The sequence below is a fragment of the Piscinibacter gummiphilus genome (assembly GCF_002116905.1).
GTDB classification, from domain to species: domain Bacteria; phylum Pseudomonadota; class Gammaproteobacteria; order Burkholderiales; family Burkholderiaceae_C; genus Rhizobacter; species Rhizobacter gummiphilus.
On the sequence record NZ_CP015118.1, the window covers coordinates 6,143,672 to 6,168,768 of the forward strand.

Genomic DNA, 25,097 nt, shown 5'->3' on the forward strand with positions numbered 1-25,097 from the left:
TCAGCAGCCCCCGCGCAGCATGACCCTCCCGACAACCCGAGGAGGTTTCCATGCAGCACCACACCAACGCCCACGCCGCTCATGCCATCCATGCCCTGCACTGGTTCGAGATCCCGGTGCTCGACCTGGACCGCGCCCAGGACTTCTACGAAACCGTGCTGGGCCTGCCGATGCGGCGCGAAGGCGAGGGCGCCCACTCGATGGCGCTCTTCCCGTTCGAAGGCCAGGGGGTCGGCGGCTGCCTGTCGGTGAGCTGCGACGGCCAGCCGCCCGCGCCGGCCGGCACCGTGGTGTACCTGTCCACGCCGTCGATCGACGAAGTGCTGTCGCGGGTGCCGCAGGCCGGCGGCCGGATCGCTGTCGAGAAGACCGCGCTGCCGGACGACTGGGGCTTCTGCGCCCACATCACCGACACCGAGGGCAACCGGGTCGGGCTCCACTCGCTCGCCTGAAGCGTGATCGGCGCCTCCCACTCATGGCCCGCTTGGCCTCCCCTGCTGGCCGCCGCACAATGGCGCGCCGGACCGTCCTCTTCCGCCCGCCACCCGTTGCCTGCCATGCGCCGTGCCGACCGACTGTTCCAGATCGTCCAGCTGATCCGCGGCCGGCGGCTCAGCACCGCCCAGTTCCTGGCCGAACGGCTGGAGGTGTCGGAGCGCACGGTGTACCGCGACGTGGCCGACCTGATGGCGCAGGGCGTGCCCATCGAGGGGGAAGCGGGCGTGGGCTACCGCATGCGTCCGGGCTTCGACCTGCCGCCGCTGATGTTCACGCATGAGGAAGCCCAGGCGCTGGTCGCGTCGGTGCGCATCGCGCAGCCCCGGCTCGACGAAGCGCTGGCCCGACAGGCCGAGGCCGCGTTGTCGAAGATCCTGGCCGTGCTGCCGGCGCCCGCGCGGGCCGCGGCCGAAAGCCTCGCGGTGTACGCGCCACCGGTGCACTTCGACACCCGCACGCGCGCCCGGCTCGAATCGCTGCGGCTGGCCACCGAGGCGCGCCGGTTCGTCCGCATCAAGTACCTCGACCTGAAGGAGCAGGAGAGCGAACGCACGCTGCGCCCGCTCGGGTGCTTCTACTGGGGCGCGGTGTGGACGCTGGCCGCGTGGTGCGAGCACCGCAACGCGTTCCGCAACTTCCGCATCGACCGCATCCAGCACCTGGAACTGCTCGACGAGACCTTCCGGGACGAACCCGGCAAGACCATGGCCGACCTGTTCCGCAGCATCGACGCCGAGATGCACGAGCGCGACACCGCCACCGACGCCTGAGCAGGGTGGAACGCGCGGTCCGCGGACGGGTTTCGCGGAAGGCCTAGAATCCGCGCCTTCCCTTTGCTGCCGGAGCCTGCCGTGGACCTCAAACTGCCGATCACGATCGTCGATGAACTGACCGAATCCGTCGTGAACTCCACCGGCACCCTGGACCTCGCCAGCGGCGAGATCCACAACGTGCAGTACGAGGACTACGACGTGAAGGCCCAGGGCCTGCCCGCGGAGGCGGAAGACTACGAGTTCACGTCCGGCCTGCTCACCAACGGCAAGCGCGACGTGGAGTTCCGCGTGGAAGTGGACGTGCTGAACGGGAAGTACTCGGTCACGCCGAGCGAGCTGCTGGAGCTCAAGGGGCGGGCGGCGAAGCTGTTCTCGACGAAATGAACGTCGGCGCCGCGCTCACAGCGGCGCGTTGAACCCCACTTCGAACTCGCCCAGGTCGAGTTGGCCGTCATGGTCGGCATCGAGTTGGTCGAACTTCTCGGCGAACACCGGGAACCGGGCCACCTCGGCGCGCGAGAGCTTGCCGTCGTGGTTGGCATCGGCCCGCGTGAAGACGGATTCGGCCGTGAGCCGCTCGCGCGGCGGGGCCGCCTGGGCCGAGGCGGCCATCACGAAACTGGCCAGCGTGACGCGGATCACCTGGCGCGCGGCTTCGCGGATCGACGGGTCGTCGCGGCGGGTGGTGCGGGGCATGGGTGTTTCCTTGTGTCGCGTGGAGAAGCCCCCATTCAACCCGCCCGGCGCCCGCCGGGCCAGACTTTTTGCCCGCCCTTGCCCGCCTTGCAAACTGTTGCGCGCCCCCGGGCGGGGGCGCGGCCCGGTCAGCCGCGGCGGGCCTTCACGGCCTCGCTCAGCACCTGAAGCACGCCGGTCGAGTCATCCCAGCCGATGCAGGCGTCGGTGATGCTCTGGCCGTAGGCGAGCTTCGACGGATCGTCCTTGCCGGCGCTGAACTTCTGCGCCCCGGCGTTGAGGTGGCTCTCGACCATCACGCCGAAGATGCGGCGCGACCCGCCACCCACCTGCGTGGCGATGTCGCGGGCCACGTCGATCTGGCGCTCGTGCTGCTTGCTGCTGTTGGCGTGCGAGCAGTCGACCATCAGCGACGGGCGCAGCTTCGCAGCCTCGAGGTCCTTGCAGGCGGCCTCGACGTGCACCGCGTCGTAGTTGGGCGTCTTGCCGCCGCGCAGGATCACGTGGCAGTCGGGGTTGCCGCTCGTCTCGACGATGGCGACCTGGCCGTTCTTGTGGACGGACAGGAAGTGGTGCGAGCGGGCCGCGGCCTGGATGGCATCGGTGGCGATGCGGATGTTGCCGTCGGTGCCATTCTTGAAGCCGATGGGCGCCGACAGGCCCGACGACAGCTCGCGGTGCACCTGGCTCTCGGTGGTGCGTGCGCCGATGGCGCCCCAGGAGATCAGGTCGCCGATGTACTGCGGCGAGATCACGTCGAGGAACTCGCTGCCGGCCGGCATGCCGAGCTTGTTGATCTCGGTGAGCAGCTGGCGGGCGATGCGCAGACCTTCGTCGATCTTGTAGCTCTCGTCGAGGTACGGGTCGTTGATCAGGCCCTTCCAGCCGACGGTGGTGCGGGGCTTCTCGAAGTACACGCGCATCACGATCTCGAGCGTGCCTTCGTACTTCTTGCGCTCGGCGAGCAGGCGGCGGGCGTATTCGACGGCGGCGACCGGGTCGTGGATGGAGCAGGGGCCCATGATCACGAGCAGGCGGTCATCGGTGCCCGCGATGATGTTCTTGATGCGCTGGCGAGTGTCCGCCACGAGCGTCTCGGCCGGCGTGCCGCGGATCGGGAAGAACCGCACCAGGTGTTCCGGCGGGGGCAGCGGGGTGACGTTGCGGATGCGTTCGTCGTCGGTCTGGCCGGTGCGGTCGGCCGGGGCCGTCCATCCTTCTGCGGCACTGGTGGCTTGGGCATTCATTCGAAAAGGCTCCTTGCTGGGTCGGTCGTCGTGGTGCGTCGGGATGTTCGGGCGAAAAAAAACCGCCGTGGATCCGGCGGTTTTTTGAGTCTGGTGCGTTTCTTCGGGCTACGCGCTTCTCTCTCCGCCGGATGTGGGCAAGATCCAAAAGAAGTAGCCGAAGTAAGAGGCGACGAGACGCATGGGCGTTAATGTAGCACGCAGGTGCTGAGGAAAGTCAAGCCGCTCTTCATGCTGTACCGCCGACGGTCATGCGGTCGATGCGCAGCGTGGGCTGGCCCACGCCCACCGGCACGCTCTGGCCTTCCTTGCCGCACACGCCCACGCCGGTGTCGAGCTTCATGTCGTTGCCGATCATGCTGACGCGGGTGAGGGCGTCGGGGCCGTTGCCGATGATGGTGGCGCCCTTGACGGGATACTGGATCTTGCCGTTCTCGACCCAGAAGGCCTCGGACGCCGAGAACACGAACTTGCCGCTCGTGATGTCGACCTGGCCGCCGCCGAAGTTCGTGGCGTACAGGCCGCGCTTGAGGCCGGAGATGATCTCTTCCTTCGTCTTGTCGCCGCCCAGCATGTACGTGTTGGTCATGCGCGGCATGGGCACGGCGGCGTAGCTTTCGCGGCGGCCGTTGCCGGTGGGTGCGACACCCATCAGGCGGGCGTTCATGGCGTCCTGGATGTAGCCCTTGAGGATGCCGTCCTCGATCAGCACGTTGCGCTGGCTCGCGTTGCCCTCGTCGTCGACGTTGAGCGAGCCGCGGCGGTCGGGGATGGTGCCGTCGTCGAGCACCGTGACCCCCTTGGCGGCCACGCGCTGGCCGATGCGGCCGCTGAACGCGCTGGAGCCCTTGCGGTTGAAGTCGCCCTCGAGGCCGTGGCCGATGGCCTCGTGCAGCAGCACGCCCGGCCAGCCCGGGCCGAGCACCACGCTCATCTCGCCGGCCTTGGCCGGGCGCGCCTCGAGGTTCGTGAGCGCCGCGTTGACCGCGTCGCTGACGTAGCGCTCGATGATGTCCTGCTGGAAGTAGCCGAGGCCGAAGCGGCCACCGCCGCCGCCCGAGCCGATCTCGCGGCGCACCTCGCCGGCGATGGTCTGCTCGGCGATCACGGTGACGGACAGGCGCACGAGCGGGCGCACGTCGGCCGCCAGGGTGCCGTCGGCACGGGCGATCAGCACCACGTCGTATTCGGCGGCCACGCCGGCCATGACCTGCTTGACCCGAGGGTCCTTCGCGCGGGCGAGTTTCTCGACCCGCTCCAGCAGCGCGACCTTCTGCGAGCTGTCGAGCGTGGCGATGGGGTCGGTGGGCGCGTACAGCACGCGGCTGCCGGCCACGCGCGGCGTGGACGGCACCTTGACGGTGGCGCTCTGGCCGGCCGCGGCGATGGTGCGCACCGTGCGGGCCGCGTCGAGCAGCGCCGCCTCGGAGATGTCGTCGGAGTACGCGAATGCCGTCTTCTCGCCGGCGACCGCCCGCACGCCCACACCCTGGTCGATGCCGAAGCTGCCGGACTTGACGATGCCTTCCTCGAGGCTCCAGCCCTCGCTGCGCGTGTACTGGAAGTACAGGTCCGCGTCGTCGATGCGGTGCGCCGCGATCGTGTCGAGGGCCTTCGCCACCGTCGCGTCCGTGAGGCCGAACGGGTCGAGCAGCAGGGACCTGGCGACCGCCAGACGTTCGAGGGTGGGTTCGCGGGAGATCATGGGCCGATTGTAGGAGCGGGTTTCCGTCTTGTGGCGACCGCCCGGAAACACCTTATTACCCGCGCGCTGTCAGCGGGATGGAGCGGTTCGTGCGTTGTGTCACGCATGCTGTCCCGTGTTTCGTCCGTCCCCGACCTCTCGAAAGGACCTTCGATGACCCGCTCCAAGACCCTCGCGGCCGGCGCCGCCCTCGTGTTCGCCACCCTCACGGCCCTGTCCGGCGCCGCCTCGGCCCATGACCGGTACGGGTACGACACCCGCAGCCAGTACCGCAGCGATCGCATCGACGCCCGCCAGTACCGGCAGGCCGCGGCCATCCGCCACGGCATCGTCACCGGCCAGCTGAACCGTCGCGAGGCCCAGCACCTGGTGCGCCAGCAGCGCGAGATCGACCGCGCCGAGGCGTGGGCGCAGGCCGACGGCCACGTGTCCTGGCGCGAGCGCGAACGCATCGAGGCCATGCAGGACCACGCCGGCCGCAGCATCCGCCGCGAACTGGGCGACCACCGCGGCTGGTAGGCGCGTCCTCAGCCGGCCTGCTTCAGTTCGAGCGCCCGGGCGTACAGCGCGTTGCGCGGGGCCCCGCTCAGCTCGGCCGCGAGTCCCACGGCCTGCTTGAGCGGCAGTTCGGCCATCAGCGTCTTCAGCATCGTGTCGTGGGCGGTGTCGCCGTCTTCCGGTGCCACCCCCGGCGCGAGCGCGTGCACCACCACGACGAACTCCCCCCGCGACCGGTTCGGATCGGCCGCGAGCCAGGCCGGTGCGTCCGCCGCGACCAGGGTCTCGACCGACTCGAACTGCTTCGTCAGCTCGCGGCACACCGACAGGCGCCGCGACGGCGCCACGTCGGCCAGCCCCTGCAGCAGCGCGGCGATGCGGTGCGGCGCCTCGAACAGCACCTGGGCCTCCGCGCGGGCGGCCACGGCCTTCAGCGCCAGCGCCCGTTCGTTGCCCTTCGGGGGCAGGAAGCCGGTGAACGCGAAACCGCGGGCCTCGGTGTCACCGGCCACGCACATCGCCGCGAGCGCGCTGCTCGCGCCGGGCACCGGCACCGCGCGGTAACCCGCCGCCTGGCAGGCCGCCACGAGGGCCGCCCCCGGGTCGCTGACGGCCGGCGTGCCGGCGTCGCTCACGTAGGCCACCCGTTCGCCGGCGGCCAGCCGGGCCAGCACGGTGGCCGCGGCCTCCCGTTCGTTGTGCTCGTGCAGCGCGATGAGCGGCTTGTCGAGCCCCAGGTGACGCAGCAGCGGGCTCGTGTGGCGGGTGTCCTCGCAGGCCACCGCATCGACCTTCCACAGGACGTGGATGGCCCTCAGTGTCAGGTCCGCGAGATTCCCGATGGGGGTCGCGACCACGTACAGGGTCGACGCCGGGTAGTGTTGGGTCCCGGCGGCGGCATCGGCGGCTTGCAACAACAGGGACGGGCGGGTCGGGGCATCCATGGCAGGTTTCACGACAAAGGAAGCGGGCGATGAGGGAGAGCGGCGGGCGCTCGACCACCTCGTCCGTCACGGGCTCCGGCTGGTGGCACGGAACTACCGGGTGGCGGCGGGGCCGCGCAGGCACGGCGGCGAAGTGGACCTCATCGTACGCGACCGCGACGGCACCCTGGTCTTCGTCGAGGTGCGGATGCGCCGCAACCCGCGGCACGGCGGTGCGGCCGCCAGCATCGGCGCGTCGAAACAGCGCCGGGTGCGGCTGGCCGCGCGCCATTACCTGCAGTCGTTCGCCACGCCGCCGCCGTGCCGCTTCGACGTCGTGGTGATCGACGGCGGCGCGCTGACGTGGCTGCAGGCTGCCTTCACCGACGAATGAGCCGGCCGCTCAGATCTCCTTGAGCAGCGTCTCCGCGATGCGCACGCTCAGCGCGGCGCCCGTCAGCGTCGGGTTCATGCACGAGCCCGACGGCATCACGCCGGTGCCGGCGATGAACAGGTTCGGGTGGTCGTGCGTGCGGCAATCGCGGTCCACCACCGAGTCCTTCGGGTCGTCGCCCATGATGGTGGTGCCCATGATGTGCTGGCGGTCCTGGTGGTTCGTGTCCATCTTCAGGATGTCGGCGTTCAGCAGGCCGGCCATGCGCGTCAGGTCCTTCACCGCGAAGTCGCGGCCGGCGTTCCAGTAGCCGTTGACGCTGTAGTAGATCTCGGGGACGGGCAGGCCGATGCCATCCTTGTGCGTCTTGCTGGGCACGATGCGGTTCTGCGGCAGCGCCTCGGTCTCCAGGTCCACCGCCACGTTCAGCGAACGCGCGGACTGGCGCCGGATCTCCGCGTCGAGCCGGCTGCCCAGCACGCCCTTGGCCAGCAGCGACGCCGCGATCTGCGAGGTGGGCACGGTGTTGCGGAACTTGGTCTTGTAGCTCGGGATGTCCTTGCGGAACGGGCCGTCGCGGTAGTTCAGGTACACCAGCAGTTCGGTGGGCCCCTGGCCCGGCCAGACGTCCTCGTTCATCATGACGTTCATGCTGATGCCGGTGTGGCCCATCAGGTTGCGCCCCACCTGGTCGGACGAATTGGCGATGCCGTTCGGATACTTCTCCGACGTCGACATCAGCAGCAGCTTCGGCCCCTCGATGGCGTAGGCGGCCAGCACGAAGTGGCGCGCGGTCAGCTGGTGCGAGGTGCCGTCGGGCTTCTTGTAGTGGATGCGGCGGATCTTGCCGTCGTCGCCCGCCTCGATGCGGTACACCACCGCGTTGTCGTACAGCTTCGCGCCGTGGCGCTCGGCCTCGTCGATGTGCATCGAGCCGTCGTACTTCGCGCCGATCGGACACACCGGGTTGCAGTTGTTGTTGCCGCCGCACACCGGCCGGTTGCCATACGGCCGTGTCGCGCGGCCATGGGGCTCGATCACCGGGTTGTAGCCGCCGGGGGCCAGCAGTTCGGCCGCGCGTTTCATGAAGTACGGCTCGTTCAGGCCTTTCATCGGGAACGGCTTGGAGCGCGGCGGCCAGGCCGCGCCGCCGTGGCCGCTCTCGTCCTGCCCGTCGATGCCCGACACCCCGAGCTCGGCCTCGGCCTCGCAGTAGTACGGCTCCAGCTCGTCGTAGCCGAGGGGCCAGTCGCGGCCGCGGCCATACAGCGTGCGGAGCTTGAAGTCGTTCGGGATCATGCGCCACAGCGCCGAGCCGAAGTGCCACGTGGTGCCCCCCACCACGCGCAGGTACTTGGTGGGATAGGGCACCGGACCCACCTGCTTCAGGTAGTCGCCGTACGTGGACGGGATGTGCGGCGGATTCGGGAACGGCGAGCCCGCGCCCTGCGCCTTCATGTTCGCGAGCGACAGCTTGACCGGCGCGTTGCGGAAGGTCTCGACGATGTCGGCGCGGCGCACGCGCGGGCCCGCCTCCATGATGATCACCGACTTGCCGGCCTTGGCCAGCCGGCTCGCGATCAGGCCACCCATCACCCCCGACCCGATCACGATCAGGTCGGCATCGAACTCTTGGCTGCTGCTCATGGCTTCTTTCCGGTGTCAGGGGTGTGTGTGGCGGCGGGCTTCTCGCCCCACGAGTCGGGACCGCCGCCGTACGACGGCACCACCAGCACGTCCTTCGTGGGGCGGTACATCAGGGCCTGCGCATAGGCCACCAGTTCGGTCTCGGCGTCGTCGCCGACGATGCCGAGGTACCACGCGGAAACGATCTGCGTGATCGTCTTGCGCAGCGGCTCGCCCAGGTCGGGGCGGTCCAGCAGTTCGTCGATGCCCGCGGCCCGGCTGTCGGACACGTAGCGCTGCAGCGCGGCCACCGCGTCGCCGAACCGCGGGTCCCGGCGCGCCAGCGCGGCCTGGAAACGGGTGGCGAGGCCTTCCTCGAGCGGCTGGCCGCCCGTCAGGAATTCGGAGAGGCGCAGGAACTCGGCCGGCGACGGCGAGGCCGCGGCGGCATCGGTCACGGCCAGCGAGGCGACCCCGCCGAGCGCGAGGGCCGAGCCCGCCACCGCGGCACTGCCGAGCAGCGTGCGGCGCGAGACGGGGAATCGGACGATCTGGGCGATGACCCGGGTCATGTCGGTCATGGACGGAACTCCAGGGAACCGCGGCGCGACTTCGCACGCACGCGGCGGATCACGAGACAGAGCAGCGCGACGAGCACCACCACGAGGCCAGGGACGATCAGTGGACGCACCTGGGCGAGGAAGGGCGGCGAGCCGCCCGCGCGCAGCACCCGCACGTCGCCGGCGCTCACCTTCACGGCCGGGTTGCCATAGCGGCCCAGCACGTAGTTGCTGACGTCGGCGATCTCCTGGTCGGTCAGGCGGTCGGTGTACGACGCCGCGTCGCCGAAGGCGGGCATGAAGTGGGCGCGGCCCGCCACCGTGCGGTCCACGCCGTGCAGGATGGTCGCGACGAGGTTGTCGGGCCGGTCGGCACCGGTGGCGGTGTTGTGGAACAGCGAGGGGTACTCGCGGTTGCCGGTGCCGCCGCCGTTCTCCTGGTGACACTGGGCACAGCTGCCGCTGAAGACGCGCCAGCCGGCATCGACACCCTCCTTGGCACCCCGCCAGTCGACCTCGGACTTCGACGCCGCGCCGAACCCGAAGCGCGGCGTGCCCTCGCCGCCGCCCACCGGCGGCGTCTGCTTGAGGTACACCGCGATGGCCTTCAGGTCCGGCTCCGGCAGGTGCTGCAGGCTGTGCTCCACCGCCTCGGCCATCGGGCCCGCGGCCTGGGCCTTGCCGGTCACGCGGCCGGTGCGCAGGTACTGCACGAGTTCGGCCTCGGTCCAGGCGCCGATGCCGTGCACCGGGTCCGACGTGATGTTCGGCGCGAACCAGGGGCCGACGGAGCCGCCCGACAGGAAGCCCTTGCCGTCCTGCTCGGCCATCAGCGCGTTGCGCGGCGTGTGGCACGTGCTGCAATGGGCCAGCGCCTGCGCGAGGTAGGCGCCGCGGTTCACCTCGTCCGTCTTCGACGGGTCGGGAACGAAGCGCTCGTCCTTCAGGAACAGGGCGTTCCAGGCGACCATCGACAGCCGGATGTTGAACGGGAAAGGCAGCGATGTCGCGGGAACCTTCTCGTCCACCGGCGCCACGCCGTGCATGAAGTACGCATAGAGCGCGGCCGTGTCGTCGTCGCTCAGCTGCGTGTAGGCCGTGTACGGCATCGCGGGGTAGAGGTGCGCGCCGTCCTTGCGGAGGCCCTGGCGCACGGCGCGGCGGAAGTCCTCCAGCGTGTAGTCGCCGATGCCGGCGGACTTCGACGGCGTGATGTTCGTCGCGACGATGTCGCCGAGGGGCGAGGCGATCGCGTAGCCGCCCGCGAACGGCTTGCCGCCCTTGGGCGCGGTGTGGCACGCCAGGCAGTCGGTCGCCACGGCCAGGCGGCCACCGGCCTCGATGCGCGCGGCGTCGGCCGCCGCGTCCTGCGCCCTGGCGCCCATCGCCCCTGCCACGAGCACGCCCGCCACCAGTGCCGCGCTCCATCCTGTCCTGCGAACCCGCATCTGCCGACCTCTTGCTTCCATGAGGGCGCGATTCTCGATTCGACGAGCGCACGAAGTGAGTGAGGTGTCACATGCCCCACCCGATTGCTCACGTTTACCCTGATTGCTCAACGTAAAGTTGTTGGATATGAGAGGCGCAGCCCATATGTGCGGAGGGCGCACGAACGCCCGGACACGATCTGACCGCGCGCACGGAACCAAGCGCACCCGCCCCATGTCTTAAACTCATGCTCATGCTTGAACAACGCATCCAGCAACAATTCTTCGACAGCGCCGACCTGAAGTACGCCGCGGCGGAAATCCTGTCGCGCCCCATCGCGGACGCGGTGAGCGCCGTCGTGGGCAGCATCACCGGTGGCGGCAAGGTCCTCGCCTGCGGCAACGGCGGCTCCGCCAGCGACGCACAGCACTTCGCCGCCGAGTTCATCGGCCGGTTCGAACGCGAACGGCCTGGGCTCGCCGCCATCGCGCTGACGGTCGACACGTCGATCCTCACCGCCATCGGCAACGACTACGACTTCAACCAGGTCTTCTCGAAGCAGGTGCAGGCCCTCGGCCAGCCCGGCGACGTGCTGCTCGCCATCACCACCAGCGGCAACTCCGCCAACGTGCTGGCCGCGGTCGAGGCCGCCCATGCCAAGGAAATGACCGTCATCGCGCTCACGGGGCGCGGAGGCGGCAAGATGAATCAACATTTGAGCGAGACCGACGTGCACATCTGCGTTCCTCACGAACGCACCGCACGCATCCAGGAGGTCCACATCCTCGCGCTTCACTGCCTGTGCGACGCCGTGGACCTGCAATTGCTCGGAGAACAGGAAAATACATGACGGGAACGTCGTTCCGCCTCGGCGCCATCGCCGCCACGCTCGCCATCGCCACCACCCTTTCCACCCTGTCCGGCTGTGCCGCCATCGTCGTCGGCGGTGCCGTCGTGGGCGGCACCCTCATGGCCACCGACCGCCGCAGCTCCGGCACCCAGGTCGATGACCAGACCATCGAGCTGAAGGCCGGCGGCCGCATCAAGGAAGCCATCGGCGACCGCGGCCACATCAACGTCACCAGCTACAACCGCATCGCGCTGATCACCGGCGAGGTGCCCACCGAGGCCGACCGGGTCGCCGTCGAACAGGCCATCGCCCGCATCGACAACGTGCGCTCCACGGTGAACGAGCTGATGGTCGGCTTCTCGAGTTCGCTCACGGCGCGCTCGAACGACACGCTCGTCTCCACGAAGGTCAAGGCCACGCTCGTGGACGCCGGCGACGTGTCCGCCAGCGCGTTCAAGATCGTCACCGAACGCAACATCGTCTACCTGATGGGCCGCGTGACCGAGGCCGAGGCCAGCCGCGCCGTCGACCTCACCAGCCGCATCAGCGGCGTGCAGAAGGTCGTGCGCGTGTTCGAGATCGTGACCCCCGCCGAGCTGGCAACGCTGCAGCCGCTCGGCCCGCCCACGAACACCGCCAAGCCGGCCAGCAACAAGCCCTGATGGACCCGGCGGGCGCCCGACGCTTCTCCCGGGGGACACCGTTCCGGTTCCCCCGCTGGCTGCTCGCCTGCGTCTTCGCGCTGCTGATCCCCGCCTACACGTTCGCCGCGGTGACCGACCCTCGGCCGCTCGCCGCGGCCACGGCGGATGCCGAGGCGGACGACGCCGCCCCCTCGGCCGTCGACCTCGCCGGCGAACACAGCGACTGCTCCGACGACGCGTCCGACCACGTCGCCGACACCGTCCCGCCCCAGGCCGTCCGCCCCGCGGACCCGCTGCGCCTGACCGTTCCCGGGACACCGCCCCGCGCGCGTTCCCTCGACACCCTCCTGCGGCCTCCCTCGGCCCTTCGCTGACCGGCCCCGCCGGTCACGCCCTCCTTCGCTCCCGCATCGGCCACCGGGCTCCGCCCGTGCGTGGCCGCCTCGCCGTGGCCCCCTCGCCCTGAACGCCCCCATCCATGGAAATCGCCTTACTCCTCGCCCTCATCCTCCTCAACGGCCTGTTCGCCATGTCCGAGATCGCCCTCGTCACGGCCCGGCGCACCCGGCTGCAGAAGGCCCTCGACGAGGGCGACCGCGCGGCGGCCGCCGCCGTGAAGCTCGGCGCCGACCCGACCCGCTTCCTGTCGACCATCCAGATCGGCATCACCTCCATCGGCGTGCTGAACGGCATCGTCGGCGAGGCGGCGCTCGCGGGGCCGCTGTCGGTCTGGCTCGCCAGCCTCGGCGTGCCGGCCGAGTGGGCCGGCTGGGCCGGCACCGGCCTCGTCGTCGTGCTGATCACGTACTTCTCGATCGTGCTCGGCGAGCTGGTGCCCAAGCGCCTCGGCCAGAGCCACCCCGAGGCCGTGGCCCGGCTCGTGGCCCGCCCCATCGACGCGCTGTCGCTCGCGACGAAGCCGTTCGTGAAGCTGCTGTCGGGCTCGACGCAGCTGCTGCTGCGCCTGCTGGGCGTCACCGACCGCAAGACCCCCGAGGTGACCGAGGAGGAGATCCACGCGGTGCTCGCCGAAGGCACGAGCGCCGGTGTCATCGAGTCGCACGAGCACACGATGGTGCGCAACGTGTTCCGCCTCGACGACCGCCAGATCGGTTCGCTGATGGTGCCGCGCGCCGACATCGTGTGCCTCGACACCACGCTCGAGTTCGAGGTGAACCACGCGCGCATCGAGTCGTCGGACCACAACCACTTCCCGGTGGTGCGCGGCGGCCTGCACGACATCGTGGGCGTCGCGAACGCCCGTCAGCTGCTGTCGCGCATGGTGCGCGGCGTGCCGCCCTCGCTCGAGGAGCAACTGCGTCCGCCGCTCTACGTGCCCGAGACCCTGACCGGCATGGAGCTGCTCGACAACTTCCGTTCGTCGGGCGTGCACATGGCCTTCGTGGTCGACGAGTACGGCGAGGTCAAGGGCCTCGTGACCCTGCAGGACCTGGTGGAAGCCATCACCGGCGAGTTCCAGCCCGCCGACGCAGCCGACGCGTGGGCGGTGCAGCGCGAGGATGGCTCGTGGCTGCTCGACGGCCACATCCCCGTGCCCGAGCTGAAGGACCGCCTGCAGCTCGACCGCGTGCCCGAGGAGGAACGCGGCCGTTACCACACGCTCAGCGGCCTGATGATGCTGCTGACGGGCCGCCTGCCGAAGGTGGCGGACACGGTCGATTGGGACGGCTGGCGCTTCGAGATCGTCGACATGGACGGCAAGACCATCGACAAGGTGCTGGCCACGCGCCTGCCGCCGGAGGAGGGCGCCGATGGCGACTGACCGCCTGCGCCGCGCCGCGGCCGTTGCCGCACTGGTGGGGCTCGGTGGCTGCGCCGACGGATACCCGAGCGAGGACCGATCCCTCACCAGTCCGCACGACATGGACAACCCCGAACGCCTGCGCGTGATGAACGAGATCGGCGGCGAAGCCCACCGCGCCCGCCGGTGGACGTACGCGCTGGAGAACGGCTGCACGCTGCGTGTCACCGCATGGCGCGGCCGCGAGCGCGGATCACCGCTGGACGTGGCGCTGTCCACGCCGGCCGCGGCCGAAGTGCGCTTCGACCGCGACGACGACACCTACGGCGTGCGCCTGCAGCCGGACGGCCCGACGCTGCTCGAGGCGAGGCGCTTCGGCACCGCCTCGCAGTTCCTGCTTCTGCTGCGCCTGGTGGCGCGAGACTGCGAGGTCAGGTCAGGCGGCGGATGAGGGAGGACGTGTCATTGCGTCCACCACCGAGCGCCTGCACATCGGCATAGAACTGGTCCACCAGCGCCGTGACCGGCAGCCGCGCCCCGTTGCGCTGCGCCTCGGCGAGCACGAGGCCCAGGTCCTTGCGCATCCAGTCGACCGCGAAGCCGAAGTCGAACTTGCCCTCGACCATCGTGGGGCCGCGGTTGTCCATCTGCCAGCTCTGGGCCGCGCCCTTGCCGATGACGTCGAGCACGGCCTTCATGTCGAGGCCGGCCTTCTGGCCGAACGCGATGGCTTCCGACAGGCCCTGCACGAGGCCGGCGATGCAGATCTGGTTGACCATCTTCGCGAGCTGGCCCGCACCGCTCTCGCCGAGCAGCGTGACGGCCTTCGAGAACGCGAGCGCGATCGGGCGCACCGTGTCGAAGGCCTTCGTGTCGCCGCCGCACATCACGGTCAGCGCGCCATTGATGGCGCCCAGGTTGCCGCCCGACACCGGCGCATCGATGAACTCGAAGCCGCGCTGGCGTGCGACGGCGGACAGCTCGCGCGCGACCTCGGCCGACGCCGTGGTGTGGTCCACGAAGATGCTGCCGGCGGCCATGCCCGCGAAGGCGCCGTCGGCGCCCGTGGTGACGTGGCGCAGGTCGTTGTCGTTGCCCACGCAGGCGAAGACGATGTCGGCGCCCGTGGCGGCGGCCTGCGGCGTGGCGGCGCTCTTGCCACCGTGCTCGGCCACCCATTGGGCGGACTTGGCGGCGGTGCGGTTGTAGACGGTCACCTGGTGGCCGGCGCGCGCGAGGTGGCCGGCCATCGGGTAGCCCATGACGCCGAGGCCCAGGAAGGCCACGCGGCGGGAAGGAACGGGATCGTAGGAGCGGGTGGTCATCAGACGATGGTCAGGTGTTCGGTGCCCGCGGCCAGGTCGGCGTTGCGGGCACGGTTGCTGTGGAGCTTGATCTGCAGGCGCAGGTCGTTGACGGAGTCGGCGTTGCGCAGCGCGTCCTCGTACGTGACGAGCTGGTTCTCGTACAGGTCGAACAGGGCCTGGTCGAAGGTCTGCATGCCCAGCTCGCGCGACTTCTTCATGATCTCCTTGATCTCGCTGACCTCGCCCTTGAAGATCAGGTCGGAGATGAGGGGGGTGTTCAGCAGGATCTCGACCGCGGCGATGCGGCCCTTGCCTTCCTGGCGCGGCAGCAGGCGCTGCGAGATCAGCGACTTCAGGTTCAGCGAGAGGTCCATCAGCAGCTGGGCGCGACGTTCCTCGGGGAAGAAGTTGATGATGCGGTCGAGGGCCTGGTTGGCGCTGTTGGCGTGCAGCGTGGCCATGCACAGGTGGCCCGTCTCGGCGAAGGCCACGGCGTGTTCCATCGTCTCGCGGTCGCGGATCTCACCCATCAGGATGACGTCGGGCGCCTGGCGCAGCGTGTTCTTCAGCGCCTGCTCCCAGCCCTCGGTGTCGAGGCCCACCTCGCGCTGCGTGACGATGCAGTTCTTGTGCGGGTGCACGAACTCGACCGGGTCCTCGATGGTGATGATGTGGCCATACGAGTTCTCGTTGCGGAAGTCCACCATCGCGGCGAGCGACGTGCTCTTGCCGGAGCCGGTGGCACCCACGAAGATCACGAGGCCGCGCTTGGTCATCGTGACGTCCTTGAGCACCTGCGGCAGGTTCAGCGCGTCGATGGTGGGCAGGGTCTGCGGGATGGTCCGCATCACGAGGCCGATGTTGCTCTGCTGCACGAAGGCGTTGACCCGGAAGCGGCCGATGCCCTGCGGCGAGATCGCGAAGTTGCATTCCTTCGTGCGCTCGAACTCGGCGGCCTGCTTGTCGTTCATCACCGCCCGCGCGAGCGCGATGGTGTGCTGCCCGGTGAGGGGTTGCGGCGACACCTTCGTCACCTTGCCGTCCACCTTGATGGCCGGCGGGAAGTCGGCGGTCAGGAAGAGGTCGGACCCGTTGCGCGACACCATCAGGCGCAGCAGGTCGTTGACGAATTTCGATGCCTGGTCTCTTTCCATGGTCGATTCCCTGAAGGGTCAAACGGTCTAGTTGCTGGACAGCAAGGCACTGAGGCGCGCGCTGACCTGGCGCAACCTCAGCGAGAGCCGGCGCGACAGCGAGGCCAGCAAGGCCAGGCCGAGGCGCGGTTCGTTGGTGATCATCTCATCGAGCCGCTGCGCGTCCACGACGGCGAGCGTGCACGGGGTGAGGGTGGTGCAGGCGGAGAAGCGCGCGCCGGCGTCGAGCAGCGACATCTCGCCGAGCATGTCGCCCGCACGCGCCTCGGCCAGCCGCGCGCGGCCGCCCCACGGCTGGATGCGGTCGACCGCGAGGGTGCCCTCGAGCACGATCAGCATGTAGTCGCCCTGCTCGTCCTGGCCGATGACCTCCTGGTCGGGCGGCACGGTGACGAAGTGCAGGTAGCGGCTCATGCGCTGCAGTTCCTCGGGGGACAGCGCGGCCACGTAGCGGTCGGCGCCCCACAGCTTCGCGAACAGCGGTTCGGCGGCGGCGCGATCGAGCGGCTTCGCGCCCACGTCGGGCGCCCGCGCGGCCCACGTGGCCAGCACCTGGCTTTCCTCGCCGCGGTCGACGAACTGGGTCGAGAAGAAGCCCGAGTCGGACGTGGCACTGTCGCGCGGCTGCACGGCCACCGCCTCGGCGGGGCCGCGCTTCAAACGGTCGAACAGTTTCTTCAGCGCCATCTCTCGATCCGATCACTGCAGTCGCACGTGGCGCGTCGTGGCGCGGGTCCGCCCCGGGGTCAGCCGGGGAAGTTCTCCGGCGACTTCGCCTTGCCGCGGGCTTCCGCGGGCGAGATGATGTTGCGGCGCACCAGGTCGACCAGGTTCTGGTCGAGCGTCTGCATGCCCACGCTGTTGCCGGTCTGGATGGACGAATACATCTGCGCGATCTTGTTCTCGCGGATCAGGTTCCGGATCGCGGGCGTGCCGAGCATGATCTCGTGCGCGGCCACGCGGCCGGTGCCGTCCTTGAGCTTGCACAGCGTCTGCGAGATCACCGCGACGAGCGACTCCGACAGCATCGCGCGCACCATGTCCTTCTCGGCCGCGGGGAACACGTCGACGATGCGGTCGACGGTCTTCGCGGCGCTGGACGTGTGCAGCGTGCCGAACACCAGGTGGCCCGTCTCGGCGGCGGTCAGCGCGAGGCGGATGGTCTCCAGGTCGCGCATTTCGCCCACGAGGATGGCGTCCGGGTCTTCACGAAGCGCGGAGCGCAGCGCGTTGGCGAAGCTCAGCGTGTGCGGGCCGACTTCGCGCTGGTTGACCAGGCACTTCTTCGATTCGTGCACGAACTCGATCGGGTCTTCCACGGTCAGCACGTGGCCGTACTCGTTTTCGTTGAGGTGGTTCACCATGCCCGCGAGCGTGGTGGACTTGCCCGAACCCGTGGGGCCGGTGACCAGCACGAGGCCGCGCGGCTTGAGCGACAGCTCGGCGAAGATCTTCGGCGCGTTGAGCTGCTCGAGCGTGAGGATCTTCGACGGAATGGTCCGGAACACCGCACCGGCGCCGCGGTTCTGGTTGAACGCGTTGACGCGGAAGCGGGCGAGACCCTGGATCTCGAACGAGAAGTCGACTTCGAGCGTTTCCTCGTAGGCCTTGCGCTGCGAGTCGTTCATGATGTCGTAGACCATCTCGTGCACCTGCTTGTGCTCGAGGGGGTCGACGTTGATGCGCCGCACGTCGCCGTGCACACGGATCATCGGCGGCAGACCGGCGGAGAGGTGAAGGTCGGAAGCCTTGTTCTTGACCGAAAACGCCAGCAGTTGGGTGATGTCCATGTGTCTTTCGGGGCCCGGGAAGGGTGGCAGCGGAATGCGGTCGCCCGTCCCGATGAGATAGGCTCGCGGGATTATGGCGACGATTGCAGCGAACATACAACAAGTGCACGAGCGCATCGCCCGGGCCTGTGCGGTGGCGCAACGCCCCGTGCAAAGCGTCACGTTGCTAACCGTAAGCAAAACTTACAGCCCGGATGCGGTCCGCGAGGCCATCGCGGCGGGCGAGCGGCGCTTCGGCGAGAACTACGTCCAGGAAGGCCTCGACAAGATCGGCGCCCTCATCGAGTTGCGCGGCGAGCTGGAGTGGCACCTGATCGGCCCGCTGCAGAGCAACAAGACGCGGGTGGTGGCCTCCCAGTTCGACTGGGTGCACACGGTCGACCGGCTGAAGATCGCCGAACGGCTGTCGGACCAGCGCCCGCCCGAACTGCCGCCGATGCAGGTGTGCCTGCAGGTCAACACGAGCGGCGAGGCGACCAAGAGCGGCCTGCTGCCGGCCGACCTGCCCGCCGCAGCGCGTGCGGTGGCGGCGCTGCCGCGGCTGCGGCTGCGCGGGCTGATGGCCATTCCCGAACCTTCGGACGACCCCGACGAACAGCGGGCGGCCCACCGGAAACTTCGCGAACTTCTCGAAACACTCCGGTCGGACGGACTCGACCTCGACACGCTGTCGATGGGCATGACGGCCGACCTGGAGGCGGCGATCCTGGAGGGGTCGACGATGGTGCGGGTGGGCACGGCCATCTTCGGGGCGCGGTCCTCCGCGATGTCTTGAATTTGGTCAGTAAATTGACCAAATCTTCTCGATTTGGTTAATATGTTGACCACATGACCACCCCGATCCTGACCTCGGTCCTCGATCGACAACTGCTCTTGCAGTTGGGCGACCGGCTGAAGCGCCTTCGCGAGGCGCAGGGAATGAGCTCGGTCGAAATGGCCCAGCGTGTGGGCATGACTCGAAACACACTGAGGGCCATCGAGTCGGGCGATCCCGCCCCCTCTTTCGGCAACTATCTGCGGGTCATGTCGATCCTCGGTGTCAGCGGCGATCTGGCGCTTGTGGCCGCCGCCACGATGCAACCCGCACCACCGGGCTCCGCGGCCGCGCGGTCTCGCCATGCACGCCCCGCTGTGCAGGTGTTGATCTCGACCGATTCCTCCCGCCACCAAGCCCAGGACCTCCAGAGTCTGGCCTTGCACGAACACGCCATATCACTGGTGCGGACGAACCCGGATCTGTTGAATCAAGCCCAGGAGACACTGCGCCAGTGGCTGATGAACTCCGCGGACTCCCGCTCCGTCGGGCTGTGGCGCGAGTGGGAGAACATCCTCGAGCACAGGCAATGGCGAAAGGCTCTGGGGCGCACCCGGCGCGCGCAGGAGCTTCGCCAGGCGTCACCGCTGGTCATGGTCCTCCCTGAAAAGACGCGTCAGGCCGTCCTGAAGGACGTGCGCGCCTTGAAGAACGGCGTCGTCCTGGGCGACGTCGACCACGGGGGTGGCACGTGACCCGCGCGGAACTCGAACACATCATTCGAGCAAGCGCCGACATCACCAGGGAATACGAATTCATGATCGTCGGCAGCCAGTCGATCCTCGGATCGAAGCCGAATCCGCCTGCCGTGTTCACCATGTCGGCGGAAGCAGACATTTACCCGCTGAATGCACCGGAGTTGGCTGACGAGATCGACGGAGCCATCGGCGAAGGTTCGAACTTCCACACCACGCACGGATACTACGCACAGGGTGTCGGGCCCGACACCGCCACGCTGCCGGAAGGCTGGCAGGCCAGGGTCTGCAGGGTGCAGAACGAGAACACCAATGGCTTCGTTGGCTACTGTCTCGACGTGCCGGACCTCTTCATGTCGAAGGCGTGGGCTGCTCGCGACAAGGATCGCGACTTCTGCGTCGCGCTGTTCGCACACCAATACGTGGCCCTCGACCAGGTGCTCGAGTTGGTCTCCCTCATGCCCCTCGATGGCAAGCAGCAGATGCAGCTTCGCGCACGCATTCGCCGATGGGCCAAAGTGGCAGAGGTGCCCTAGACACTCGCCTCCACGGGTGTCCACGGCGAACACACCCGCACGACCTCGGCCACCGTGCCCTGGGCCACGCCCGGGAACGCGAAGCCGACCCGGCGGGTCACCGATTGCAGTTCGGGCACGTCGCCCCGCACCACGACGCCGGGGCGCGCCCGGCCGCCGTGCAGCGGCGCGATCGTCACGCCCACGCCGGCGGCCACCAGCCCCATCGCCCACTCCTCGCTGCGCACGCGGGCCCGCACGTCGGGCACCACGTGGTGCTGGGTGAGCCCCGCGTGCCAGTGCGGCGCCAGTTCGCAATGCAGGCGGTCGACGAAGGCCGTGCCGTGCAGGTCGCGCAGGCTCACCTGTTCCTGCACCGCGAGCGGGTGGTCGGGCGGCACCGCGAGCACGTAGCGTTCGTCCCACAGCGGCACGAAGGTGTGGCCCGAGGGCACGCACGACTCCACCGTCAGCTCCACGTCGGCCGGCGACCCATCCCCGGCCGCAACGTCCTGTTCCAGCACCGTGAGTTCGAGCGGGACGAGTTCGCGGCGCAGGTGCCGCAGCAGCCGCGCGACGTGGGCGGTGTCGAGGGCCGGGTGGATGCGCAGCGCGAGGCGCGGCCGGCTGCCCGCATCCTGGAACGACTCGACGATGGCGGACGCGTCGGCCAGCAGCTTGCCGCCCTGGCGATACAGCCGCAGCCCCGCGGCGGTGGGCACGAGGCCCCGCGCCTGGCGCGTGAACAGCACGGTCCCCAGTTCCTCCTCCAACTGCGCGATGGCGTTCGAGATCGCCGGCTGGGTCACGTGGCACTGCCGGGCGGCGGCCACGGTGGAGCGGGTCTCGCAGGCGGCGCAGAAGTAGCGGAGGTTGCGGAGGTGCATGGCGGTCAGGGGCTCAGCGCGGGAAATTTCGGCAGGGTCTCGAGCACGTTTTCGTCGTGCGCGGGCACGATGCGGATCCCGGGGTGGCGCCGCGACAGCTGGTGCAGGTGCGCGATGACGGCGCGGTTGGCGGCCTCGTCGTGGTCCAGCGGCAGCAGGTGGCGCAGCAGCCACGAGCGGTCGGAGGCCTGGGTCACGCCCTCGATCGTCCACGTGACGTCGCCGGTGAAGAGGTACGTCGCGCCCGACGGCAGCCGCAGCAGCAGGCCCGTCTGGCCGGCGGTGTGCCCGCCCATCGGCAGCAGCACCACGCTGCCGTCGCCGAACACGTCGTGGCTGGCGGGGAAGCCGAGCCGCGCGGGCCCGTCGAAGCGCACGTCGTGCCACCGGGTCACGCCGGCGAACTGGCTCGCGAGGAAGGCCGGGGCGTGGCCGTGCGTCGCCCCCTCGCGCTCCTGCGGCGTGACCCACACCTCGGCATCGGGGAAGTCGGCCAGCCCGCTCACGTGGTCCCAGTGCATGTGCGACGGGATGATCGCGCGCACCTGCTTCGGGTCCCAGCCCGCGCGTTCCAGCTGGTCGACCACGGGCAGGTGCCCGGCCCGCTGGTACCCGAACATCACGCGGTGGCGCCAGGCATTGGCGGCGAACTGGGTGTCGACCTGGCGGCCGAGTCCGCTGTCGAACAGCAGCAGGCCCGACGGATGGCGCACGAGCACGGCCGACTGCGACGGCCGACGGTGGACCGTCCAGCGGCCGCGGCCCACGATCAGCGCCTCGGCGGCGCCGTCGGAGACGCCCGTCTGCAGCACGCTGAACGCGAGCCCCGCGGGCGGGTGGGCCGGCGGCAGCGGGTCCGCCAGGCCGGCCGGCTCGGGGCCGAGGGGCACGGGCGTGTCCACCGCGAACAGCGCCACGCCGCCGGCGACCAGCACCGCGGCGAGGGCGAGCAGCCCCCCGCCCAGGCGGCGGGGCCAGCGGCGGGGGCGGTTGGGGACGGGCAATGCGGCGGTGGCGGGCAGGGCCTGGTTCATCGGAGGGGTCCTCGGGTGGATGTGCCCGCAGCGTATTGAACCCCAATCGATATGGGAAATCGCATTTTCTTTGCGATCCCCCATGGTTTCTCTTATAGCTCAGGGCCGCTGGTACCGCCGCTCCTGCGTCACGCCGCCGTAGCCGTAGGCCGCGGCCCGCACGTCGGCCATCTGGACGTACGAGTGGTCGGCCACGCCGCCCAGCAGGCCGCCCATGGTCTCGTGCACCGCGGCGAGGTAGGCGGCCTTCTCGGCCTTCGTGTTGGTCTCGTCGGTGATGGTCACGAGCCAGTGGTAGCTGCGTTCGCCCGAGGCCGACAGCGGCGCCTTCGCGATGAACCAGCGGCGGGCGGGGATGAAGTCGACCACCACCGCGGTGAGCGCCGGGTCCTTGCCGAGCAGGCGGGCGGTGAGGTCGGTCGCGTGTTCGGCCACGCGCGCGGCGAGGGTGTCGTCGGGTTCGCCGGACAGCTGGATGTGCAGGTAGGGCATCTCGGAACTCCGTGGTGGTGAAGGGGACGGATTCACTGTAGGCTGGGGACATTCATCGAACAATCGGATTGATTCGATGGCATTGAGCGGAACATCGAATGAATGACCTCGACCCCCTGTGGCTGCGCAGCTTCGCCGCCATCGCCCGGCATGGCTCGGTGACGGCGGCGGCGCGCGAAGTCCACCGCACGCAGTCGGCCGTCAGCACGCACCTGCGCCAGCTCGAATCGTCGCTGGGCGTGGCCCTCGCCACGCGCAGCACGCGCGCGCTCGCGCTGACGCCCGAGGGCGAACGTTTCCTGCCGCACGCGAAGCAGCTGCTCGCGCTGCAGGACGCGGCACGCGCCGCGGTGACCGGCGCCGCACCACCGCGGCCCTGGCGCATCGGCATCAGCGAGTACTTCCTGCCCGCGCACCTGTCCGGGCTGATGGACCTGCTGCACGAGCACACGCAGCCGGCGCGCATCGAGCTGCTGTGGTCGAGTTCGCAGTCGCTGCGCGCGCTGTGGGCCGCGGGCGAGATGGACCTGGCCGTGATCACCAGCAACGAACCGCTGCCCGGCGCCCGGCTGCTGCGGCGCGAGCCGCTGTCGTGGGTGGCCGCGCCGCGTTTCACCGTGCCGCGCGACGACGCCGTGCCGCTCGTGCTGCTGGGGCCGGGCTGCCCGGTGCGCGAGATCGCGTTGCAGTCCCTGCAGCGCAACGGCCGGCCGCACCACGTGCAGCTGAGCTGTTCGGGCAGCCATGGCGCCGTGGCCGCGATCCGGGCGGGCTGGGGCCTCGGGTGCCTGAACGAATCGGCCATCCCCGGCGACCTGGTGCGCCCGCGGGGCTGGACGTCGCCGGGCAAGCTCTCGTTCTACCTGCAGGCGCGGCCCGGCCTGGAGGCCACGGCCACCGCGTTGAAGCGATGGGCCGGGTCTACACTTGCCGGATGAACACGATCGCATTCATTGGCGGTGGCAACATGGCCAGCGCCGTCATCGGCGGGCTGCTCAAGAGCGGCCGCTCCCCCGCGGACATCCTCGTGCTGGAGCCGAATGCCGACCAGCGGTCGGTGCTGCAGCGCGACCTGGGCGTGATCACGCTCGAAGCGCCGGGGTCGGTGCTGCAGCGGGCCGACGTCGCCGTCTGGGCCGTCAAGCCCCAGGTCTTCAAGGAGGCCGCGGCCCCGGTCGCCCAGCACCTCGGCAAGGCCCTGCAGTTCAGCGTGATGGCCGGCATCCGCAGCGACGCCATCGTGGCCGCGCTCGGCACCGAACGCGTGATCCGCGCGATGCCCAACACGCCCGCGCTGATCGGCCAGGGCATCGCGGGCCTGTACGCCCGGCCCGCCGTGACCCCGCAGGAGCGCAAGAACGCAGACAAGCTGCTGGCCCCCACCGGCCGCACCGTCTGGGTGGACCAGGAAGGCGACCTCGACGCCGTCACGGCGCTGTCGGGCTCCGGCCCCGCCTACGTCTTCTACTTCGTCGAGGCCATGGTGCAGGCCGCGGAAGAGATGGGCCTCACGGCCGAGCAGGGCAAGCAGCTCGCGCTCGCCACGTTCTCGGGTGCCTCGTCGCTGGCCCAGGCCTCGAGCGAACCCCCGTCGGTGCTGCGCGAACGCGTGACGTCCAAGGGTGGCACCACGTACGCCGCGCTCACGTCGATGGAATCGAGCGGCGTGAAGGCCGCGTTCGTGAAGGCGATGAAGGCGGCTCAGCGCCGCGCCGGCGAACTGGGCAACGAGTTCGGCTGAACCGCGGGCCGCTCGAGCACGCTGCGGTTGCGGCCCGCGTGCTTGCCGCGGTACAGCGCCTCGTCGGCGCGGGCCACGGCCTCGGCCAGGGTCTCGTCGGGGCGCCACTGGCTCACGCCCAGGGTCATCGTGACGGGCCGGTCGTCGGGCCACACGCCGTTTTCCATGGCCAGCCGCGCGCGTTCGGACACACGCATCGCCTCCTCCAGGCCCGTCTCGGGCAGCACGACGAGGAACTCCTCGCCGCCCCAGCGGGCCACGGTGTCGCGCTCGCGCACCACCGAGCGCAGCACGCCGGCCATCGCCATCAGCACCTGGTCGCCGGTCTCGTGGCCGCGGCCGTCGTTGATGCGCTTGAAGTGGTCCACGTCGCCCAGCACGAACGACAGCGGCGTGCCTTCCCGGCGCCCGCGCTGGATCTCGTAGTTCGCGACGTCGAGGATGCGCCGGCGGTTGGCGAGCCCCGTCAGCGAGTCCGTGGTGGCGAGCGCGCGCAGGTGGCCTTCCGCGACGCCCACCACGCCGAAGTACACGTGGGCGAGGTAGCCCAGCACGAAAAAGGTGCTGGCCATGTTGAAGAAGCGCACCCAGTCGAGCGCGCCCGCGGCGATGGGCTCCAGCGGCACCGTGCGCCGCGCGGAGATGTCGAGGGCCACGTAGAACACCGCCAGCAGCGTGCCGAGCAGCACGCGGGTGGTGTTCTGCCGCCCGGGGCTCACGAACATCACCGGGACCATCAGCAGCACGTAGTAGTGGAAGCCGCTGTCCCAGCCCAGCACGAGGGTGGCCAGCAGCGAATGGCCCGGAATGGCGACCCAGAGCAGCAGCACCGCGAGGCGGTTGTGCCGACCGCGCAGCAGGCCGTAGATCACGCCCCACAGCGCGGTGAAGGCGAGGTTGCCGAGGGCGAGGCGCGAAGCGCCCATGCCCTGGAACAGCAGCGCGAAGGTGCCGTGGATCGCCCCGGCCACCGGGGCGACACGTGTCAGCACCTGCCAGTACGAACGGCCTCGGAAAGCGATGGAGGCAAGGTGGCCGGCAGCCGGCGAACGCGAGAAGAGCAT

At 69.8% G+C, this 25,097-nt stretch carries 30 protein-coding genes; 15 read left to right on the plus strand and 15 right to left on the minus strand.

What is annotated here, in order from left to right; translation table 11 throughout:
* The first annotated feature begins 50 nt into the window (after window positions 1-50).
* From A4W93_RS28120 to A4W93_RS28130, 3 genes are all read left to right on the plus strand, one after another.
* Window positions 51-452: a VOC family protein gene (locus A4W93_RS28120; protein WP_085753754.1), complete on the plus strand. Its 402-nt coding sequence runs from the start codon at window positions 51-53 to the stop codon at window positions 450-452.
* Window positions 453-557: 105 nt separating this feature from the next.
* A complete protein-coding gene (locus A4W93_RS28125; protein ID WP_085753755.1) occupies window positions 558-1,268 on the plus strand; it encodes a helix-turn-helix transcriptional regulator in 711 nt (236 codons plus the stop codon).
* Window positions 1,269-1,349: 81 nt separating this feature from the next.
* Entirely contained in the window at window positions 1,350-1,655 is a 306-nt protein-coding gene (locus A4W93_RS28130) for a hypothetical protein (protein ID WP_085753756.1), read from the plus strand.
* A 15-nt stretch (window positions 1,656-1,670) separates the two neighbouring features.
* On the opposite strand, the gene A4W93_RS28135 is transcribed toward A4W93_RS28130, so the two are convergent.
* From A4W93_RS28135 to tldD, 3 genes are all read right to left on the minus strand, one after another.
* Complete coding sequence (locus A4W93_RS28135; protein ID WP_085754360.1) at window positions 1,671-1,967, minus strand: EF-hand domain-containing protein; 297 nt, start codon at window positions 1,965-1,967, stop codon at window positions 1,671-1,673.
* Window positions 1,968-2,095: 128 nt separating this feature from the next.
* Complete coding sequence (locus A4W93_RS28140; RefSeq protein ID WP_085753757.1) at window positions 2,096-3,214, minus strand: 3-deoxy-7-phosphoheptulonate synthase; 1,119 nt, start codon at window positions 3,212-3,214, stop codon at window positions 2,096-2,098.
* 229 nt (window positions 3,215-3,443) lie between these two features.
* A complete protein-coding gene (tldD, locus tag A4W93_RS28145; RefSeq protein ID WP_085753758.1) occupies window positions 3,444-4,919 on the minus strand; it encodes a metalloprotease TldD in 1,476 nt (491 codons plus the stop codon).
* Window positions 4,920-5,072: 153 nt separating this feature from the next.
* Between tldD and A4W93_RS28150 the strand changes: the two genes are divergently transcribed.
* Window positions 5,073-5,438, plus strand: coding sequence for a hypothetical protein (locus A4W93_RS28150; RefSeq protein WP_085753759.1), 366 nt, complete (start codon window positions 5,073-5,075; stop codon window positions 5,436-5,438).
* A gap of 8 nt (window positions 5,439-5,446) precedes the next feature.
* Here A4W93_RS28150 and rsmI read toward each other — a convergent pair whose 3' ends face one another.
* On the minus strand, window positions 5,447-6,361 hold the full coding sequence (gene rsmI, locus A4W93_RS28155; protein WP_085753760.1) for a 16S rRNA (cytidine(1402)-2'-O)-methyltransferase: 915 nt from the start codon (window positions 6,359-6,361) through the stop codon (window positions 5,447-5,449).
* Between rsmI and A4W93_RS28160 the strand changes: the two genes are divergently transcribed.
* Window positions 6,360-6,734 carry a YraN family protein gene (locus tag A4W93_RS28160; RefSeq protein ID WP_085753761.1) on the plus strand — a complete coding sequence of 125 codons (375 nt, stop codon included), beginning with the start codon at window positions 6,360-6,362 and terminating at the stop codon, window positions 6,732-6,734. The genes rsmI and A4W93_RS28160 overlap by 2 nt on opposite strands.
* A 9-nt stretch (window positions 6,735-6,743) precedes the next feature.
* Here A4W93_RS28160 and A4W93_RS28165 read toward each other — a convergent pair whose 3' ends face one another.
* From A4W93_RS28165 to A4W93_RS28175, 3 genes are read right to left on the minus strand one after another with little or no spacing between them, the layout of a single operon-like run.
* A complete protein-coding gene (locus A4W93_RS28165; RefSeq protein WP_085753762.1) occupies window positions 6,744-8,381 on the minus strand; it encodes a GMC family oxidoreductase in 1,638 nt (545 codons plus the stop codon).
* Complete coding sequence (locus A4W93_RS28170) at window positions 8,378-8,941, minus strand: sugar dehydrogenase complex small subunit (RefSeq protein ID WP_085753763.1); 564 nt, start codon at window positions 8,939-8,941, stop codon at window positions 8,378-8,380. The genes A4W93_RS28165 and A4W93_RS28170 overlap by 4 nt, the downstream gene beginning before the upstream one ends.
* On the minus strand, window positions 8,938-10,368 hold the full coding sequence (locus A4W93_RS28175) for a cytochrome c (protein ID WP_085753764.1): 1,431 nt from the start codon (window positions 10,366-10,368) through the stop codon (window positions 8,938-8,940). Before A4W93_RS28175 ends, A4W93_RS28170 begins: the two co-directional genes overlap by 4 nt.
* A gap of 233 nt (window positions 10,369-10,601) precedes the next feature.
* Between A4W93_RS28175 and A4W93_RS28180 the strand changes: the two genes are divergently transcribed.
* The 5 genes from A4W93_RS28180 (at window position 10,602) to A4W93_RS28200 (ending at window position 14,055) form a co-directional block, all read left to right on the plus strand.
* Window positions 10,602-11,198, plus strand: coding sequence for a phosphoheptose isomerase (locus A4W93_RS28180; RefSeq protein WP_085754361.1), 597 nt, complete (start codon window positions 10,602-10,604; stop codon window positions 11,196-11,198).
* Window positions 11,195-11,860 carry a BON domain-containing protein gene (locus A4W93_RS28185; RefSeq protein ID WP_085753765.1) on the plus strand — a complete coding sequence of 222 codons (666 nt, stop codon included), beginning with the start codon at window positions 11,195-11,197 and terminating at the stop codon, window positions 11,858-11,860. The genes A4W93_RS28180 and A4W93_RS28185 overlap by 4 nt, the downstream gene beginning before the upstream one ends.
* Window positions 11,860-12,216, plus strand: coding sequence for a hypothetical protein (locus A4W93_RS28190; RefSeq protein WP_085753766.1), 357 nt, complete (start codon window positions 11,860-11,862; stop codon window positions 12,214-12,216). The genes A4W93_RS28185 and A4W93_RS28190 overlap by 1 nt, the downstream gene beginning before the upstream one ends.
* Before the next feature lie 104 nt (window positions 12,217-12,320).
* A complete protein-coding gene (locus A4W93_RS28195; RefSeq protein ID WP_085753767.1) occupies window positions 12,321-13,625 on the plus strand; it encodes a hemolysin family protein in 1,305 nt (434 codons plus the stop codon).
* Window positions 13,615-14,055, plus strand: a complete 441-nt coding sequence (locus A4W93_RS28200) for a hypothetical protein (RefSeq protein ID WP_085753768.1) — start codon at window positions 13,615-13,617, stop codon at window positions 14,053-14,055. Before A4W93_RS28195 ends, A4W93_RS28200 begins: the two co-directional genes overlap by 11 nt.
* Here the strand turns inward: A4W93_RS28200 and A4W93_RS28205 are convergent.
* Genes A4W93_RS28205 through A4W93_RS28220 form a run of 4 tightly spaced genes read right to left on the minus strand, consistent with a single transcriptional unit; the run spans window position 14,036 to window position 17,855 of the window.
* Window positions 14,036-14,929, minus strand: a complete 894-nt coding sequence (locus tag A4W93_RS28205) for an NAD(P)-dependent oxidoreductase (RefSeq protein ID WP_085753769.1) — start codon at window positions 14,927-14,929, stop codon at window positions 14,036-14,038. The two genes, A4W93_RS28200 and A4W93_RS28205, sit on opposite strands and share 20 nt — an antisense overlap.
* A complete protein-coding gene (locus A4W93_RS28210) occupies window positions 14,929-16,065 on the minus strand; it encodes a PilT/PilU family type 4a pilus ATPase (protein ID WP_085753770.1) in 1,137 nt (378 codons plus the stop codon). The genes A4W93_RS28205 and A4W93_RS28210 overlap by 1 nt, the downstream gene beginning before the upstream one ends.
* Before the next feature lie 27 nt (window positions 16,066-16,092).
* Complete coding sequence (locus tag A4W93_RS28215; RefSeq protein ID WP_085753771.1) at window positions 16,093-16,752, minus strand: cyclic nucleotide-binding domain-containing protein; 660 nt, start codon at window positions 16,750-16,752, stop codon at window positions 16,093-16,095.
* 59 nt (window positions 16,753-16,811) lie between these two features.
* A complete protein-coding gene (locus A4W93_RS28220; RefSeq protein WP_085753772.1) occupies window positions 16,812-17,855 on the minus strand; it encodes a type IV pilus twitching motility protein PilT in 1,044 nt (347 codons plus the stop codon).
* A 73-nt stretch (window positions 17,856-17,928) separates the two neighbouring features.
* On the opposite strand from A4W93_RS28220, the gene A4W93_RS28225 reads away from it, so the two are divergent.
* The 3 genes from A4W93_RS28225 to A4W93_RS28235 are packed head-to-tail and all read left to right on the plus strand — an operon-like array spanning window position 17,929 to window position 19,900.
* The gene (locus tag A4W93_RS28225; protein ID WP_085753773.1) at window positions 17,929-18,630 is read left to right on the plus strand and encodes a YggS family pyridoxal phosphate-dependent enzyme; all 702 of its coding nucleotides are present in this window, start codon (window positions 17,929-17,931) and stop codon (window positions 18,628-18,630) included.
* A 53-nt stretch (window positions 18,631-18,683) separates the two neighbouring features.
* Window positions 18,684-19,364, plus strand: a complete 681-nt coding sequence (locus tag A4W93_RS28230; protein WP_099960009.1) for a helix-turn-helix transcriptional regulator — start codon at window positions 18,684-18,686, stop codon at window positions 19,362-19,364.
* A complete protein-coding gene (locus A4W93_RS28235; RefSeq protein ID WP_099960010.1) occupies window positions 19,361-19,900 on the plus strand; it encodes a DUF6036 family nucleotidyltransferase in 540 nt (179 codons plus the stop codon). The genes A4W93_RS28230 and A4W93_RS28235 overlap by 4 nt, the downstream gene beginning before the upstream one ends.
* Here A4W93_RS28235 and A4W93_RS28240 read toward each other — a convergent pair.
* From A4W93_RS28240 to A4W93_RS28250, 3 genes are all read right to left on the minus strand, one after another.
* Window positions 19,897-20,766 (minus strand): LysR family transcriptional regulator, encoded by an 870-nt coding sequence (locus tag A4W93_RS28240; RefSeq protein ID WP_085753775.1) that lies wholly within the window; start codon window positions 20,764-20,766, stop codon window positions 19,897-19,899. The two genes, A4W93_RS28235 and A4W93_RS28240, sit on opposite strands and share 4 nt — an antisense overlap.
* A gap of 5 nt (window positions 20,767-20,771) precedes the next feature.
* Window positions 20,772-21,800 (minus strand): MBL fold metallo-hydrolase, encoded by a 1,029-nt coding sequence (locus A4W93_RS28245; RefSeq protein ID WP_085753776.1) that lies wholly within the window; start codon window positions 21,798-21,800, stop codon window positions 20,772-20,774.
* Window positions 21,801-21,899: 99 nt separating this feature from the next.
* Window positions 21,900-22,292: a tautomerase family protein gene (locus A4W93_RS28250; RefSeq protein WP_085753777.1), complete on the minus strand. Its 393-nt coding sequence runs from the start codon at window positions 22,290-22,292 to the stop codon at window positions 21,900-21,902.
* 98 nt (window positions 22,293-22,390) lie between these two features.
* Between A4W93_RS28250 and A4W93_RS28255 the strand changes: the two genes are divergently transcribed.
* Both A4W93_RS28255 and proC read left to right on the plus strand, forming a co-directional pair.
* Complete coding sequence (locus A4W93_RS28255) at window positions 22,391-23,230, plus strand: LysR family transcriptional regulator (RefSeq protein WP_085753778.1); 840 nt, start codon at window positions 22,391-22,393, stop codon at window positions 23,228-23,230.
* On the plus strand, window positions 23,227-24,033 hold the full coding sequence (gene proC, locus A4W93_RS28260) for a pyrroline-5-carboxylate reductase (protein ID WP_085753779.1): 807 nt from the start codon (window positions 23,227-23,229) through the stop codon (window positions 24,031-24,033). The genes A4W93_RS28255 and proC overlap by 4 nt, the downstream gene beginning before the upstream one ends.
* Here the strand turns inward: proC and A4W93_RS28265 are convergent.
* Window positions 23,994-25,097 (minus strand): GGDEF domain-containing protein, encoded by a 1,104-nt coding sequence (locus tag A4W93_RS28265; RefSeq protein ID WP_085753780.1) that lies wholly within the window; start codon window positions 25,095-25,097, stop codon window positions 23,994-23,996. The genes proC and A4W93_RS28265 overlap by 40 nt on opposite strands.